This is a genomic window from Variovorax sp. 05N34, assembly GCF_056397405.1.
In genome coordinates, this window is record NZ_JBFTNI010000005.1 from 307,989 (window position 1) to 323,517 (window position 15,529).

Genomic DNA, 15,529 nt, shown 5'->3' on the forward strand with positions numbered 1-15,529 from the left:
TGTCGCTCTCCACCCCCTTCCAGGGGGCAGCAACACCAGCGGCCCGGCGAAGCCGGTTCCGCGGTGTTTCGCGAAAACTTCTTCAACCGTCCTTCCACCGTTAAAGGCCCCCGTCATGAGCACGATCAACTACAGCGAGAAGATCCCCAACAACGTCAACCTGGGCGAGGACCGCACGCTGCAGCGCGCGCTCGAAGGCTGGCAGCCGAACTTCATCAACTGGTGGGACGACGTGGGTCCCGATGGGTCGACGAACTACGAGGTCTACCTGCGCACGGCAGTGAGCGTCGACCCGCAAGGATGGGCGCAGTTCGGCCACGTCAAGATGCGCGACTACCGTTGGGGCATCTTCCTGAACCCGGGCGACGCAAACCGCGAAATTCACTTCGGCGACAACAAGGGCGAGAAGGCTTGGCAGGACGTGCCCGGTGAGCACCGCGCGAACCTGCGCCGCATCATCGTCACGCAGGGCGACACCGAGCCTGCGTCGGTCGAGCAGCAGCGGCACTTGGGGCTCACCGCGCCGAGCATGTACGACCTGCGCAACCTGTTCCAGATCAACGTCGAGGAAGGCCGGCACCTGTGGGCCATGGTCTATCTGCTGCACAAGCACTTCGGCCGCGACGGCCGGGAGGAAGCCGAGGCGCTGTTGCAGCGCCAGTCGGGCGATCAGGACAACCCGCGCATCCTCGGCGCCTTCAACGAGAAGACGCCGGACTGGCTCGCGTTCTTCATGTTCACGTACTTTACCGATCGCGACGGCAAGTTCCAGTTGTCGGCGCTGGCGGAAAGCGCCTTCGATCCGCTGGCGCGCACGACCAAGTTCATGCTCACCGAAGAAGCGCACCACATGTTCGTCGGCGAAAGCGGCGTGTCGCGCGTGCTGCAGCGCACCGCGCAGGTCATGAACGAGCTCAAGACCGATGACCCGCAGAAGGTGCGCGCCGCAGGTGCCATCGATCTTGGCACCATCCAGCGCTACCTGAATTTCCACTACAGCGTGACCATCGATCTCTTCGGCGCCGACCAGTCGAGCAACGCTGCCACCTTCTATAGCTCGGGCCTCAAGGGCCGCTACGAAGAAGGCAAGCGCACGGATGATCACGTCCTCAAGGGCCAGACCTACAAGGTGCTCGAAGTGCAGAACGGCCAGCTCGTCGAGAAGGACGTGCCGATGCTCAACGCGCTCAACGAAGTGCTGCGCGACGACTTCATCAAGGACTCCGTGGCCGGCGTTGCGCGCTGGAACAAGGTTCTCGAAAAGGCCGGCATCCCGACTCGCCTGACCGTGCCCCACAAGGCATTCAATCGCCAGATCGGCGCCCTCGCCGGCATCAAGATGTCGCCCGAAGGCCGCGTCGTGAACGAAGCCGAGTGGGCTGCCAAGAAGAGCGAATGGTTGCCGACGCCCGAAGACTTCGCTTTCGTGGCATCGTTGATGGGTCGTGTGGTCGACCCCGGCAAGTTCGCCGGCTGGATTGCACCCCCCGTTATGGGCATCAACCGCCAACCGGTCGACTTCGAATATGTAAGGTTCGGCTGAACTGAGCTCGCCCCCCAGGCTTCGCGCACTTCGTGTCGCTACGCCAACCCCCTGGCCGGGGGCAACACCGGCGGCCCGGCAAAGCCGGTTCCGCGGTGTTTCTGGAAGCAGCGGTGGTGACAAGGAAGGAGACAACCAGATGGATTTGGCTGAAGTGAATGTCATCAAGCAGCACCTGATCGACCCGGAGATCTGCATTCGGTGCAACACCTGCGAGGCGACTTGCCCGGTGAACGCGATCACGCATGACGACCGCAATTACGTGGTGCGTGCCGACGTGTGCAATGGCTGCATGGCTTGCATCTCCCCTTGCCCGACCGGCTCGATCGACAACTGGCGCACGATGCCGGTGACGCGTGCCTATTCGATCGAAGAGCAGTTGACGTGGGACGAACTGCCAGCCGAACTCACGCCGGAGCAGCTCGAGGCCGAAGGCGTCGGCTCGGGCGATGACGAAGTGCAGCTGCAGGTGCCCGCCGCGCCACCGCAGCCGGCGGTCGAGCCCGGCGAGGTCGCTTTCAACTCGGCCCAGTACGGCGCCACCACGCCCCCCTGGTCGGCGGCGCATGCCTACACCAACCTGCATCCACCGAAGAACCCGACCACCGCCACCGTGGTCGGCAACTTCAACTGCACCGAAGCGGGCTACGAAAACCAGACGCACCACATCGTGCTCGATTTCGGCGGCATGCCGTTCCCCGTGCTCGAAGGGCAATCGATCGCGATCATCCCGCCGGGTCTCGATGCCAGTGGCAAGCCGCACTTTGCACGGCAGTATTCGATTGCAAGTCCGCGCAACGGCGAGCGGCCTGGCTACAACAATGTCTCTCTGACCGTGAAGCGCGTGCTGCAGGACCACCAGGGCAATCCGGTGCGCGGCGTGTGCAGCAATTACGTCTGCGATCTGAAGGTCGGCGACAAGGTGCAGGTCATCGGTCCGTTCGGCGCATCGTTCCTGATGCCGAACCATCCGAAGTCGCACATCGTGATGATCTGCACCGGCACCGGCAGCGCGCCCATGCGGGCGATGACCGAGTGGCGCCGGCGCCTGCGCAAGAGCGGCAAGTTCGAAGGCGGCAAGCTGATGCTCTTCTTCGGCGCGCGCACTCAGCAAGAGCTTCCATACTTTGGCCCGCTGCAAACGCTGCCCAAGGATTTCATCGACATCAACTTTGCGTTCTCTCGCACGCCCGGGCAGCCCAAGCGCTACGTGCAGGACATGATGCGCGAGCGCGCAGCCGACCTCGTCGAACTGCTGAAGGACGGGCAAAGCCATTTCTATGTGTGCGGCCTCAAGAGCATGGAAGAAGGCGTGGTGCTGGCGCTGCGGGACGTGGCGTCCGATGCCGGCCTTGATTGGGATACGCTGGGCGCCAGCCTCAAGCGCGAAGGCCGGCTGCACCTGGAGACCTACTGACGATGAAATTCGCCGAGTTCCACGACGGACAGGTCATCGAGGCCGGCCCCTACGTGGTGACGGAGGCGGAGATCATCCAGTTCGCGCGGGCCTATGACCCGCAGTGGTTCCACACCGATGCACAGCAGTCCGCCGACGGCCCTTTCGGCGGGTTGATTGCGAGCGGCTGGCACACCAGCGCGATCGCAATGCGCCTCGTCACCGATGCCGCACTCGTCGGGTCCGAGTCCTTCGCATCGCCTGGACTTCAATATCTCAAGTGGCCGAATCCGGTGCGCCCCGGCGACAGCCTGCGGCTGATCGCTGACGTCGTCGAGGTGCGCCGTTCCGAAAAGCGCCCGACGCTCGGCATCCTGCGCTGGCGCTGGAGGTTGATCAACCAGCGCGAACTGCCTGTGCTGGATCTGGAAGCGACGAGCCTGTTTCGCCTTCCCTAGCAGGGCGAAGACGACTCGCGCAGTACGCGAGAATGTCCTGCATCGGATTCCTTGCGATACGTCACAGAATGTCAGCATGTCCACCGGCATTGCCGCTGGAGCGTTTCATCCATCACCACAGGGCCTTCGCCCTTGTTCGGAGACTCCCCTTGAGATTGATTGGCACCGCGTTTGTCAAATGGGCCCTGTCGGCCACCGTGGCCGTCGCTGCCCTTTCGGTTGCGGCCAGCGCCAGTGCCGAAGTGTCGGTCGGCGTCGAGTTCGGCGGCCCGAGCTATTACCAGCCCCAGCCGGCCTATGTGGTCCCGGCCGAGCCTGCCTACGTCGCACCGCCGCCGGTCTACTATCAACCCGCTCCGCCCGTCTACTACCAACGGCCACCACCACCCGTCTACTACGGACCGCCTCCGGGTTACTACGCTCCGCCGCCGGAGTACAGGCCTGCGCCCGGCTACGGATACCACCGCGGATATGACGCACCGCCCCAGCGCAACCTGAGCGACATGCAGCGGCGGGCCCTGGACAATTGCGCACTGCTGGCCCCGCAAGAGCGGCCGCGGTGCCGCGCGACGGTGATGTCGACCGCTCGCTGAACGTGTCTCGCCGAGGGTTGCGCGTTTTCTGGTGGGGCGCCCTCGCCCTGCTGATGCTGGCAGGTTGCGCCCAACAGGCAGCGATCGATCAGCTGGCACCCCAGGAAGAAACCGCATTCGCCAAGGCGTTTGTCTCGCAGATCGCTGCTTCGGACTTCGAGGCCGCCGAGAGCCGGCTTGCGCCGGCGCTCAGGGATCCGCAAGTGCGTAGCAAGCTCCAGCAGGTTGCGGCGCAATTTCCTCCCGGAGCGCCGCTCGAAACAAGGGTCGTCGGTGCCTTCACGTTCAAGGCGTTCGACGTCGATCGTTTCGATCTCACATTCGAATATCGCTATCCGAGCGCCTGGTTCCTGGCGAACGTGAACCTCGAACGCCGAAACGGCAATCTCGCCGTCACGAGCGTTCACGTCAGTCCCTTGGCGGATTCGCTCGAAAACATCAACCGATTCACCTTTGCCGGAAAGAGCGTCGGCCACTATGTCGTTTTCGTGCTCACGGTGGCAATTGCGGTCCTGGTGCTGGTGGCGCTGGTCCTGTGCATCCGCACGCCGATCCCGCGGCGTAAATGGGCGTGGCTCATCTTCGTGTGCGTCGGAGTGATGCAGTGGTCGTTCAACTGGACCACCGGGGCGCTCGACTTTTCGCCCGTCTACGTGTCGCTGCTCGGCGCAGGCTTCTCCAAGGCCGCACCCGCTGCGCCTTATATCGTCCACTTCGGCGCCCCGATTGGCGCCGTCGTCTTTCTGCTGAGGCGCAGGCATTGGCTTCGCACAAGACGGCAAGCGGCCATGGATGAGTTGGCAAAAACCGCACCGAACAAGCAGGACCTGTAGGGCAGGGCCTGTAAAGCGAGGCAGACAAAGCCAGGGAATCGAGGAGAGGCCTTCGAACCCACGCGCGGCCGGTATGCTTGTGCGCATTGGCCTATTCATCTTCATTTGCCAGCTTGGCATCGAGGTTGCGCGTGAAGCCATTTGTGAAGCCGCTTCGATCGCTCGGTGCCGCAGGCGTCTTTGCCTGCTGTTCGATGGCCAGCGGCCAGGAACTGTCCCTGCTTGCGGGGCCGCTCGCGAGTTCGGGCGAGCGTACGTATTCATGGGAAGGCGCCTACCGCCAAGGCTTGGGCCCCTACGCGGCATGGAGCTTTTCGTGGCTCAACGAAGGTCATCTTTCGTATCACCATCGAGACGGTCAGACCTTGCAACTTTGGGCGCGACTTCCGATGGCGGAGAACCGCCTGGAACTCTCGGCCGGCGCCGGCCCTTACCGCTACTTCGACACGATCACGGCCCAGCACCTCCCGAGCTATGACAACGCGCATGGATGGGGCGGCGTTCTGAGCCTGCGGCTTGCCTACTACTTCGACAACCGCTGGATCGCGGAGATGAAGCTCAATCGCGTGATGGTGAGCGGTGGCCCGGACACCACCGCACTGCTGTTCGGCGTGGGTTATCAACTGGACGCTCCTGACAGGCCGGGACCGCGGGACGGCCCCATCGAGAGGACGTCGAACGTCACTGGCAATGAATTGACCGCGATGCTGGGAGCATCGATCCTGAACAGCGATCGATCGCAGTCGTCGCCCGCTGCTTCGCTGGAGTATCGGCACGGGCTGGCTCCGCACCTCGACGTGACTGCCTCCCTGATCCATGAAGACGGTGACATCCAGGCGCGACGCGACGGCGCTGCGGCGCAGCTATGGGCAACGAGCGCGTTCTTCAACGACCGCTTCACCCTGGCCGCCGGCATCGGCCCCTATGTGGCCATCACCCAGAAAGATCGCTCGCCTTTCGATTCCACGGGCGATGGTCGCATTTCAGGCCTGGTCTCCGTCTCGGCGAGCTACAGGTTCGGGCAACGCTGGCTGGCGCGCTTGACGTGGAATCGCTTCGCGACCCGGTACGACCGCGACGGCGATCTGATCCAGGCGGGGATCGGCGTTCAGTTCTGAGCGCCGAAGACTGCTGCTGCCTTCGGCGTCTGCGGCTTCGGCTCGCAAGCGGCAAGCGCTGTCAGCGTCGCGCAGACGAGAAGAAGCGTGAGGATTCGGTGTGTCATGTCGTCTCCTTCGAGCGGGATCGTGGATCGCGAGCATCCCGCTCAGGGTTCCTTGCCCGGCTTCAGCGGAAAGCCGGATTCGCGCCACGCTTTCATGCCGCCGTCGAGCGCGACCGCGCGCTGGAAGCCCATCGCGCGAAGCGTTGCCGCTGCAAGCGTCGAGATATAGCCTAGCTCGCAGCAAGTGATGATGCGGCGTGTAGGGTCGGGCAGGTCCTGGTTGACGCGAAGCTCGAGCTGTCCGCGCGGAAGCAGGCGTGCGCCGGGGACATGGCCTGCCTCGTAGGCATCTCGCTCCCGCACGTCGAGCACGATCAGGTCGTCCTCCACGGCTTCGACGCGCGTCTTGAGTTCGTCAAGCGACATGAACGGCACCGCCGCGCTGGCTTCGGCCAAGAGGCTCGCGACCGTCCTGCCGCCGCTCATGTTGGTACGCAGCGCTTCGGTGATATGTGTCGGCATCGTGAGATTCAGGCTGCGCATCATCTCGACGAACTCGGCGCGGTCGCGTTTTTGCAGGCGCGGGTTGCTGGCGATCTCGTCGCCGATAGTGGAGTGGCTGCGGCCCTTGTAGTCGTGCGCCGGGTAGACCTTGAGGGCCGCATCGAGCTGCAAAAGGCGATTGAAGAGGCTGTCATGGAGCGCCTCGGGGTTGCCGCTCGGCAGATCGGTGCGTCCGGTGCCGCCGATGAGCAGCGTGTCACCGGTAAACACCCGGTCGTCGACCTTCAGGCACATCGAATCGGCCGTGTGCCCGGGCGTGTGAAGCGCCTGCAGCCGCAGCTTGCCGACGGCCACCATTTCGCCATCGCCGATGCGCATGTCGACGAAAGGGGCGGGGCTGGCGCGATGCATCACGACCGGCACGCCGAGCCGCCGGGCCAGTTCCTTGGTGGCTGAAAAATGGTCGGCGTGCGTGTGCGTATCGATGAGATAGCGGATCCGCACGCCGTCGCGGCTGGCCAGGGCGAAGTAGTGGTCGATCTGGCTCAGCTCCGGGTCGATGAGCGCGCCCACACAAGTCTCGCCGCAGCCGATCAGGTAGGACTGGCAACCCCCGGTGGGGACTTGCTCGAAGATCATGTGAGCGGCCGCGCCGATCAGCCCGGCTGCTTGACCACGCGCAGATAGGGCTTGGGCGCCTTCCAGCCTTCCGGATAGAGCTTCTTGGCCTCTTCGTCGGACACCGAGCCGGCGATGATCACGTCGTCGCCGTTCTTCCAGTTCACCGGGGTCGCGACCTTGTGCGCGGCCGTGAGCTGCATCGAGTCGAGCACCCGCAGGATCTCGTCGAAGTTGCGGCCGGTGGTCATCGGGTAGGTCAGCATCAGCTTGATGCGCTTGTCCGGACCGATGATGAAGACCGAACGCACCGTCGCATTGGTGGCCGCGGTGCGGCCTTCGGAGGTTCCGGGCTCTTCGGCCGGCAGCATGTTGTAGAGCTTGGCCACGGCAAGGTCGGTGTCGCCGATCATCGGGTACTTCGGCAAATAGCCCTGCGTTTCCTCGATGTCCTTGGCCCATTTGTCGTGCGCATCGACCGGATCGATGCTCAGGCCGATCAGCTTGGCGTTGCGCTTGGTGAACTCAGGCTCGATCTTCGCCATATAACCAAGTTCGGTGGTGCAAACCGGTGTGAAGTCTTTCGGGTGCGAAAACAGGACGGCCCATTTGTCGCCGATCCAGTCGTGGAACTTGATCGGCCCCTGGGTGGTGTTTGCCGTGAAATCGGGGGTGACGTCGTTGATGCGCAGGGACATGTCCGCTCCTTCAAAAAATGGGTTTGCCAGATCACCCAAAAGTACACCACGATCTGATGACACAAACAAGCCGTGTGACCCTGCTCTCGGCGAAGCGCCTCTGTGCTTACCCGCATTGAAGGACCGGGCCGGCGCGCGATAGGCTCGCTGGGTGAACCCGACAACACCTCCACCCTTCGTTCCCCAGATTCGCCTATATCAGAACTGGCTACGCGACGAGCGCGGCCTTTCTTTCGATTCCTACGATGCCCTCTGGCGCTGGTCGGTCACCGATCTTGCGGCGTTCTGGCAGAGCATCTGGGATTTCTTCGGCATGCACTCCCCGACGGCGGCGTCCAGCGTCATCGCCGACAGGCACATGCCCGGCACACGCTGGTTCTCCGGCGCGCAGGTGAACTACACGCGCGAAGTGTTCCGCCACGTCGATGCAGCACACGCTGCGGGCATGCCGGCGATCGTCAGCGAGAACGAACTCGGCGAAGTGCGCGAGATGTCGTGGCCCGAACTGCGGCGGCAAGTCGCCGCTTTCGCGTTGACGCTGCGCGAGCTCGGCGTCGAACGCGGTGACCGGGTTGCCGCGTACATGCCCAACGTGCCGGAGACGCTCGTCGCGTTTCTGGCGTGTTCGAGCATCGGCGCGGTGTGGAGCGTGTGCGCGCCCGACATGGGCACGGTCGCCGTGGTCGACCGCTTCAGGCAGATCGAGCCGAAGGTGTTGATCGCCGTCGACGGCATCCACTATGGCGGCAAGCCGCTGGACCGCAGTGCCGTGGTGCGCGAACTGCGCGAGGCATTGCCCAGCGTGCGCAAGCTGGTGCTGGTGCGCACGCCTTTCGCGGCGGCTCCGATGCAGGCCGAAGCCGAGTGGACAAGCGCGACGTCGCGCGACGATGCCGCGACCGCCGCCTTCGAGCCCGAATGGCTGCCTTTCGACCATCCGATCTGGATCGTGTATTCGAGCGGCACCACCGGATTGCCCAAACCGATCGTGCATGGCCAGGGCGGGATCATCGTCAACATGTACGCGTGCGGTCTGCACCACGACTTGGGCCCGAGCTACAGCGCCAACAACTTCGGCGAGCGCTACCACTGGTACAGCTCGACGGGCTGGGTCATGTGGAACTCGCAACTCTCGGGGCTCGCCTTCGGCGCGACCATCTGCATCTACGACGGCAATCCGGCGGGCAGCCGGGAAAAGATCGACTGGGGCGTGCTGTGGCGCTTCGTTGCGAGGCACAAGGTGACCTTCTTCGGCGCGGGCGCGGCGTACTTCGCCAACTGCATGAAAGGTGGCCTGGTCGCAAAGGATTGCGGCGATCTCTCGCGGGTGCGCGCGCTCGGCAGCACGGGATCGCCGCTGGCTGAGGACGTGCAGCGCTGGGGCACCGCGCAAGTGCTCGCGGCAGGTTCGCCGGCCGTGTGGTGGTACAACATTTCAGGCGGCACCGATTTTTGCGGGGCGTTCGTCGGCGGCAACCGCGAATTGCCCGAAGTGCCGGGCCAGATGCAATGCCGCTTCCTCGGCGCGGCGGTCGAGGCATGGAATGAATCCGGCCAGCCCGTCATCGGCGAAGTCGGCGAACTGGTGTGCATCCAGCCCATCCCGTCCATGCCGCTCTACTTCTGGGGCGACGAAGGCAACGCGCGCTATCTGTCGAGCTATTTCGACACCTACCCCGGCGTCTGGCGCCACGGCGACTGGATCAAGATCGGCGAAGACGGCGGCTGCATCATCTACGGCCGAAGCGACGCCACCATCAATCGCCAGGGACTGCGCATGGGCACCAGCGAGATCTACACCGCGGTCGAAGGCCTTGCGGAGGTGCTCGACTCGATGGTGGTCGACCTCGAATACCTTGGCCGCGAAAGCTACATGCCGCTGTTCGTGGTGCTGCGTGAGGGCATAGCGCTGGACGATGCGATGCGCGCGAAGATCAACAACGCCATCAAGACTTCGCTGTCGCCGCGCTTCGTGCCCAACGGCATCTATCAGGTCGCGGAGATTCCGCGCACGCTTTCGGGCAAGAAGCAGGAACTGCCGATCAAGAAGCTGCTCTTGGGCCAACCCCTCGAACGGGTCGTGAACCGGGAGGCGATGGCCAATCCGGGGAGCCTCGACTGGTATGTGGCGTTCGCCGCGAGGCACGCCCAGGCGCAGAGTGCTTCGGCATGAAAAGACGCTTGGCTCTTCGTCTCGCCGGTGCTGCCGCCGGGCTTGCGCTGCTGGTGGCTTGCGGCAGCGCGATGAACAGGGGGAATGAATCGCCCGCGGCCAGGACGGAACCGCTGCGCGTGACAGGCACCGTCGCCTATCGCGAACGGATGGCGCTCGACCCTTCGGTGGAAATCGTGGTCCAGTTGCTCGACGTCTCCCGCATGGATGCACCTGCGGTCGTGCTTGCGGAGCAGCGATTCCGGGCCAATGGCAAGCAGGTGCCGTTTCCGTTCGAGCTGAGCGTGGACCCCACCCGCATCGACCCACGCATGCGCTATACGGTGTCGGCGCGCATGCTGCAGGGCGACCAGCTGCTCTTCGTCACGGACACCGCCTATCCGGTGCTGACCCTGCGGCACGGCAACACCGCGAGCCTGATGCTGGTGAAGCCGGCGCCTTAGTTCTTGGCCTGATCCTGGCTGAGGCTCAGAGCCACTTGCCGTCGGACGGCATCTGGATGGTTGTCTCGGGCGTGCCGCCGCTGATCAGCGCGCCGATGCAGATGCTCAAGAGCGAGATGAAGATGCTCGCGAAAAGGGCCGTCCAAAAGCCCGACACCTTGAAACCGCGCACCAGCGCCGACACCAGCAGGATCATCAGTGCGTTGATCACGAGGATGAAGAGGCCGAAGGTCACCAGCGTCAGCGGCAGGGTGAGGATGATGAGCAGGGGCCGGACGATGGCGTTGGCGAAGCCGAGCAGCAGCGCCGAGATCACGAGCGACGAGGCGCTTTCGAATTGGATCCCTTTGAAGATGTGACTGGCCACCCACAGCGAAAGTGCGGTGATCGCCCAGGTGATCAGGAAAGGGGTCAAGGAATTCAGCATGTCGAAAAGCCCTCTTGTCGTTGATCCGGCTCATCATATCGGCCGGGATGCGTGTCCATCGGTGGGCGCCGCCAAAATCCCAAAGCTATACGTGAACGTACACGTTTGGGTAGAATCGCGAGCATGGCCGATTCAGAAGGCACCATCACTGTCCGCGACGCCGCAGCCCGCCTGGGCGTGACGCCTCGCACGCTCAAGTACTACGAAGAGCTGGGCATCGTGGTCCCGGTGCGCAGCGAAAGCCGCTATCGGCTCTATCAGTCAGCCGACCTCGACAAGCTCGCGCGCGTGCTGCGGCTGCGGTCCCTTGGTTTCTCGCTCACGGCGATCACGGCCATGGTCCAGCAGCCTTTCGACGCCCCGGCCGAGGGCGGGCGGCCGAGGCTTTCCAATGCTTCCCTCAAGACGCTGAAGGCGACGCTGTCCACGCAGCTCGAAGCGCTCGACACGCGCATCGCCCAGGTTCGGCGCGAGCTCAAGGAGGCTGCCATGCTGCGCGCGCAATTGCGCCGCGACATCGATTACGTGGAACGCAGGCTCGCCGGCGAGCCGGTCGAGGCGGCGCTGCAGGAGCTCAAGCGCGGGCAGTACGCACCGGCATCCAATACCCGGCGAAAACCGGGCGGCTGAGCACGTCCATGGTCGCATTGCCCCGCCGCGAGTTGGACGTCGCTGCGCTCGCGCCCTGGGTCATCGGGCTCGTGACGGGGATCGACTATTTCGACAACGCGCTGTTTGCCTTTTTCGCGAGCTACATCGCGGGGGGTGTCAGTGCGTCGGCCGACGAACTGGTATGGGCATCGAGTGCCTACGCCCTGGGCGCGGTGCTCGGCATCCTTCAGCAACACAGCTGGGTCGAGCGCGTGGGCTATCGCCGCTACCTGGCCGTCGCCATGTTCGCCTTCGCAGCCGGCGGCATCGGTGCGGCGCTCAGCGAAAACTCCGTCCAGCTGATGCTGGCGCGCGGCTTCCAGGGCTATTTCGTCGGCCCCATGTTGGGAGCTTGCCGCATCCTGATCCAGATCGGCATTCCTTTGCAGCGCCGTGCCAAGTCGCTTCGAGCCTTCATGGTGCTCATCGTGTTCAGCGGCGCTCTGGCTCCGGTCATCGGCGCCTTCCTCGTCACGCATTTCGAATGGCGTTCGCTTTTCTTCTGCACAGCACCGGCCGCCGTGCTTGCCGGCGTTCTCGCGCTCTGGACGGTGCCTGACGTGGGCGACGTCGCACCGCACGAGCGCACCGAGCCGCATCACGTGGCTTACGTCGTCTTCGCGCTGGCGCAGGCGGCCTTGCAGGTCGTGCTCACGCGCACTCACTACGAGCTCTTTTCCGGATCGCCCACGCTGATCGGGCTGGCCATTGCAGGAGTGGCGGGCCTCGGCTGGTTCGCCTACCAGCAGTGGCAGCATCCGGCGCCGCTCGTGCGCCTGCAAGCTCTTCGGCTACGGACTTTCCAGGTGGGGCTCGCGCTCTACGTCGTCTACTACTACATGTCGACCGGCTTCAGCTATCTGCTGCCACGGCTGATGGAGGGCGGACTCGGTTTCACCGTCGGCGACACCGGCTACTTCACGGGCGCGATGTCGCTGGTGAGCGGCATGCTGGTGTTCGTCTACCTCAAGTACTCGGCGCGCGTGACGCGCAAGAAGTGGCTCATCGTGCCGGGCTTCGGCATCGCGGCGACCGCGGCCCTCTGGTTCGCGCAAATGTCGCCCCAGGTGGGCCGCCTTCAGCTGGCGGCGCCGTTGCTGCTGCGCGGACTCATGATGCTGTTCGTGGTGCTGCCGGTGGCGGGCATCACGTTTCGATCTTTCGAAGCCGATGACTTCGCGCACAGCTATCGGCTGAAGAACCTGGTGCGCCAATTGGCGATCTCGTTTGCGACGGCCAGCGTCATCGCGCTTCAGCAGCATCGGGTGGCGCTGCACGGCACGCGGCTGGCCGAATCGTCGAGCGAATCGAACCCTGCCTTCATGCAGTCGCTCGACATGCTGACGCGCGGCTTCCAGGCCGGCGGGCATGCCTTGGGCGACGCCCACGGCATGGCGGTCGCGACGCTTTCGCGCATGCTCGAGCAGCAGGCCACCTTCATGGCTTCGCTCGACGGTTTTCATGTGATCGCGGTCGTTGCGCTGGTTGCCGGCGTGTACGCGGCCTGGCAGCGCGAGATCGACTGAGGCGCTCGCCCGCGTCAAAAAAATTCGTCGTCGCCCCTGTTCTCCGGCCCGCTTCCTGCCGATAGAGCGGAGTGACCATCTCGGCCAGTCAGCAAGCAAGCTATCGAATCCTGATGCGCGAAGGGTGCAGGATCGTCTACGGCCAAATGCCGCTGGTGGAGTTTCTTCGGTTGCTGAAGCAGGCCAACGACAGCGAGGTGTTGCACGCCGGGGTCGCGCGCATGCTGGATGCGACCGCCGTCATCGGGTCTCCCGACGCGCTCGAACGCCTGCGCCGGCAAGAAACCCCCGCCGCCATCGAACGCATGCGCGCGCGGCTCGGGCGGGACGCGCTGCGTCTCGACTTCCATTCGATCCGTTGGCTGGCCGCTGGCGAACACGGGCCCGCAAGCCTGGCGCTCTTCATGCTTCTGACGGGAGTGCGTCCGCGCCACTACCGGGGCACCCAGCGTGATCTTCCCCGAGACGCGAACGCCTTTCGGCGTTGCCGTCTCTTGATCGAACAAGTGCCGGCACTGCGGCAGGCGTTGCCGATATTGGCGCGCCGCGTGGGCGAACGCGGCGTTGCCGAATGGGCCGCGCTCGCCGAAGCGTGGGACGACCTTTGCATGCACATGGACCATGAAGCGCCCGACTGGCGGCGGGGCCCCGTCAAGGCGCCAGTGCTCACTGCGATGCTGGCTTGCTTTCGCGAACTCGAAATGGCGTGAGTCGACGGGCGCTTGCTGCAGCCTTCCCCCGTCTGCGGACGCGGACAACTTCCTGGCGCGCCGTGCCGTTCGGATGATCCGGCTACAGTCCTTTTCGCCTCGCAGTCTCAAACCCAATCAAACAAATGCCTCAACCAGCCCGAGCGTCCGGCTCCCGCGCGGACGACCTTCTCGGTGTCGACGCTCCTCCTCACGTTGCCAAGCCCCCGTCTTTCGGCGCTCCGTCCCAGGCGCAGACGCGCGCGCGGCAGGTGCTGCTCGGCTTGAGCGTGATCCTGATTGCTTTCAATTTGCGGCCGCTGTTCGGCAGCCTCTCGGTGTTGCTGCCGGAAGTCATGAAGGACACGGGCCTGACACCCACCGGTGCCAGCATGCTCACGACCCTGCCGCTTCTTTGCCTGGGCGTTTTCGCGGCACCGACGCCGGCGCTGGCGCGACGCTTCGGCCCCGAACGCACTCTGCTGGGCGCACTGCTGCTCATCTGCATCGGTTCGCTGCTGCGCGGCACTGGCAGCCTGCCTATGCTGTTCTTCGCGTCGGCCCTGGGCGGTGCGGGCATCGCTGTAGGCAATGTGCTGTTGCCCGGCCTTGTGAAGCGCGACTTCAGCAGCCATGCCGCGATGATGACCGGCTTCTACACGCTGGCGGTATGCGCCGGCGCGTCGAGTGCCGCCGCGTTCACGGTGCCGCTGGAACTTCTGTTCGGCGGTGCCTGGACGGCTGCGCTGGCGTTCTGGGCCCTGCCGGCCGGGCTCGTGGTGCTGCTCTGGGCTCCGCAGGCGCTGGCATCGCCTTCGCGTCAGATCCAAGCCAGCGCGCACGTCGGCAGCTTGCGGCGCGACCGGCTCGCTTGGCAGGTCACCTGCTTCATGGGGCTGCAGTCGTCACTGGCTTACATCGTGATGGGATGGCTCGCGCCCATGCTGCGCGAGCGCGGACTCGACAGCGCCACTGCCGGCTACGTGCTGGGCGTTTCCATCCTCGTTCAACTGGCGACCTGCCTCGTGACGCCTTCGATCGCGGCGCGCTGCCGCGATCAGCGCGGGCTGACGCTCGGCATCACGGTCGTCATCCTGATGGCGATGCTCGCTTTTCTCTTCGCGCCGCTCAACGGTGTGTGGTTCTGGGCCGTGCTGCTCGGCTGCGGACAGGGCGGCGCTTTCGCACTGGCACTCAGCCTCATCGTGATGCGCTCGCCCGATGCGGCGGTGACGGCGCGGCTGTCGGCGATGGCACAGGGTTGGGGCTATGTGCTCGCCAGCACCGGGCCGCTCATCGCGGGGCTGCTGCGCGGCTGGACAGGCGGCTTCCAGTCGTCCGCGATCCTGATGGTGATCGTGGCCGCGGGCATGGCCTGGAGCGGCTGGGGCGCGGGACGACGGCTGCACGTCCTGCGCGAAAACCGCGGCTGATCAGGCCAGTTCGAACTGCTCGCGGAACATCGCGCAGAAGTCCGGCGTGCCGCTGATCGCGATCGTGATTGTGTGACGGGGCTCGCTCGGCGGGCCTGCGCGCACACGCAGCTCGCGCATGTCTTCGTTGAATTCGAGCGACTCCGGAACGCTCGTTTCCTGCATGCCTTGCAGGTCGTAGTCCCACTCCCCGCCTTCGCCGACTGCGCCGCGGCTGCCGCGAAAAGTGTCGTGCGCCCAGGCGAGCACCTGCTCGATTTCGGCGCGAACCGCTGCGATATGCCGTGGGCCCACGGTGGCCATGGCATCGAACACGCCGATGCCTTCGGTGTCTTCGCTGTAGTCGAAGTCAAGATAGTCGAGAGTCATGCGCGCGACG

Annotated in this window: 15 protein-coding genes and 1 pseudogene; 12 read left to right on the plus strand and 4 right to left on the minus strand. The window is 64.7% G+C overall.

Annotated features, from left to right (window positions below):
• The first annotated feature begins 115 nt into the window (after positions 1-115).
• The 6 genes and pseudogenes from boxB to AC1DMA_RS16140 all read left to right on the plus strand — a co-directional run bounded on the left by boxB (position 116) and on the right by AC1DMA_RS16140 (position 5,941).
• Positions 116-1,543 (plus strand): benzoyl-CoA 2,3-epoxidase subunit BoxB, encoded by a 1,428-nt coding sequence (gene boxB, locus AC1DMA_RS16115; RefSeq protein ID WP_478144827.1) that lies wholly within the window; start codon positions 116-118, stop codon positions 1,541-1,543.
• A 139-nt stretch (positions 1,544-1,682) separates the two neighbouring features.
• Positions 1,683-2,960: a benzoyl-CoA 2,3-epoxidase subunit BoxA gene (gene boxA, locus AC1DMA_RS16120; RefSeq protein WP_478144828.1), complete on the plus strand. Its 1,278-nt coding sequence runs from the start codon at positions 1,683-1,685 to the stop codon at positions 2,958-2,960.
• Positions 2,961-2,962: 2 nt separating this feature from the next.
• Positions 2,963-3,397 (plus strand): MaoC family dehydratase, encoded by a 435-nt coding sequence (locus AC1DMA_RS16125; RefSeq protein ID WP_478128482.1) that lies wholly within the window; start codon positions 2,963-2,965, stop codon positions 3,395-3,397.
• Positions 3,398-3,546: 149 nt separating this feature from the next.
• Positions 3,547-3,870: pseudogene (locus AC1DMA_RS16130) on the plus strand (hypothetical protein); the annotation flags it as partial.
• A gap of 86 nt (positions 3,871-3,956) precedes the next feature.
• Positions 3,957-4,823, plus strand: coding sequence for a hypothetical protein (locus AC1DMA_RS16135; RefSeq protein WP_478144829.1), 867 nt, complete (start codon positions 3,957-3,959; stop codon positions 4,821-4,823).
• Between the two features lie 194 nt (positions 4,824-5,017).
• Positions 5,018-5,941 carry a hypothetical protein gene (locus AC1DMA_RS16140; RefSeq protein ID WP_478144937.1) on the plus strand — a complete coding sequence of 308 codons (924 nt, stop codon included), beginning with the start codon at positions 5,018-5,020 and terminating at the stop codon, positions 5,939-5,941.
• Positions 5,942-6,090: 149 nt separating this feature from the next.
• Here the strand turns inward: AC1DMA_RS16140 and AC1DMA_RS16145 are convergent, their stop codons facing one another.
• Positions 6,091-7,131 carry an MBL fold metallo-hydrolase gene (locus AC1DMA_RS16145; protein ID WP_478128479.1) on the minus strand — a complete coding sequence of 347 codons (1,041 nt, stop codon included), beginning with the start codon at positions 7,129-7,131 and terminating at the stop codon, positions 6,091-6,093.
• 17 nt (positions 7,132-7,148) lie between these two features.
• Positions 7,149-7,808: a peroxiredoxin gene (locus tag AC1DMA_RS16150; protein WP_478128478.1), complete on the minus strand. Its 660-nt coding sequence runs from the start codon at positions 7,806-7,808 to the stop codon at positions 7,149-7,151.
• A gap of 151 nt (positions 7,809-7,959) precedes the next feature.
• Here AC1DMA_RS16150 and AC1DMA_RS16155 point away from each other — a divergent pair, with 151 nt between their 5' ends.
• Together AC1DMA_RS16155 and AC1DMA_RS16160 are read left to right on the plus strand one after the other, a co-directional pair.
• Complete coding sequence (locus AC1DMA_RS16155) at positions 7,960-9,981, plus strand: acetoacetate--CoA ligase (RefSeq protein ID WP_478144830.1); 2,022 nt, start codon at positions 7,960-7,962, stop codon at positions 9,979-9,981.
• Between the two features lie 8 nt (positions 9,982-9,989).
• Positions 9,990-10,424 carry a YbaY family lipoprotein gene (locus AC1DMA_RS16160; RefSeq protein ID WP_478128476.1) on the plus strand — a complete coding sequence of 145 codons (435 nt, stop codon included), beginning with the start codon at positions 9,990-9,992 and terminating at the stop codon, positions 10,422-10,424.
• Positions 10,425-10,449: 25 nt separating this feature from the next.
• On the opposite strand, the gene AC1DMA_RS16165 is transcribed toward AC1DMA_RS16160, so the two are convergent.
• Complete coding sequence (locus tag AC1DMA_RS16165; RefSeq protein WP_478128475.1) at positions 10,450-10,851, minus strand: phage holin family protein; 402 nt, start codon at positions 10,849-10,851, stop codon at positions 10,450-10,452.
• 123 nt (positions 10,852-10,974) lie between these two features.
• Between AC1DMA_RS16165 and AC1DMA_RS16170 the strand changes: the two genes are divergently transcribed.
• From AC1DMA_RS16170 to AC1DMA_RS16185, 4 genes are all read left to right on the plus strand, one after another.
• Positions 10,975-11,481: a MerR family transcriptional regulator gene (locus tag AC1DMA_RS16170; RefSeq protein ID WP_478144831.1), complete on the plus strand. Its 507-nt coding sequence runs from the start codon at positions 10,975-10,977 to the stop codon at positions 11,479-11,481.
• 8 nt (positions 11,482-11,489) lie between these two features.
• Complete coding sequence (locus tag AC1DMA_RS16175; protein WP_478144832.1) at positions 11,490-13,028, plus strand: MFS transporter; 1,539 nt, start codon at positions 11,490-11,492, stop codon at positions 13,026-13,028.
• A 71-nt stretch (positions 13,029-13,099) separates the two neighbouring features.
• A complete protein-coding gene (locus AC1DMA_RS16180) occupies positions 13,100-13,738 on the plus strand; it encodes a hypothetical protein (protein ID WP_478128472.1) in 639 nt (212 codons plus the stop codon).
• A gap of 125 nt (positions 13,739-13,863) precedes the next feature.
• Positions 13,864-15,150, plus strand: a complete 1,287-nt coding sequence (locus tag AC1DMA_RS16185; protein ID WP_478144833.1) for a CynX/NimT family MFS transporter — start codon at positions 13,864-13,866, stop codon at positions 15,148-15,150.
• On the opposite strand, the gene AC1DMA_RS16190 is transcribed toward AC1DMA_RS16185, so the two are convergent.
• Complete coding sequence (locus tag AC1DMA_RS16190) at positions 15,151-15,519, minus strand: hypothetical protein (protein WP_478144834.1); 369 nt, start codon at positions 15,517-15,519, stop codon at positions 15,151-15,153.
• Between the last annotated feature and the right edge of the window lie 10 nt (positions 15,520-15,529).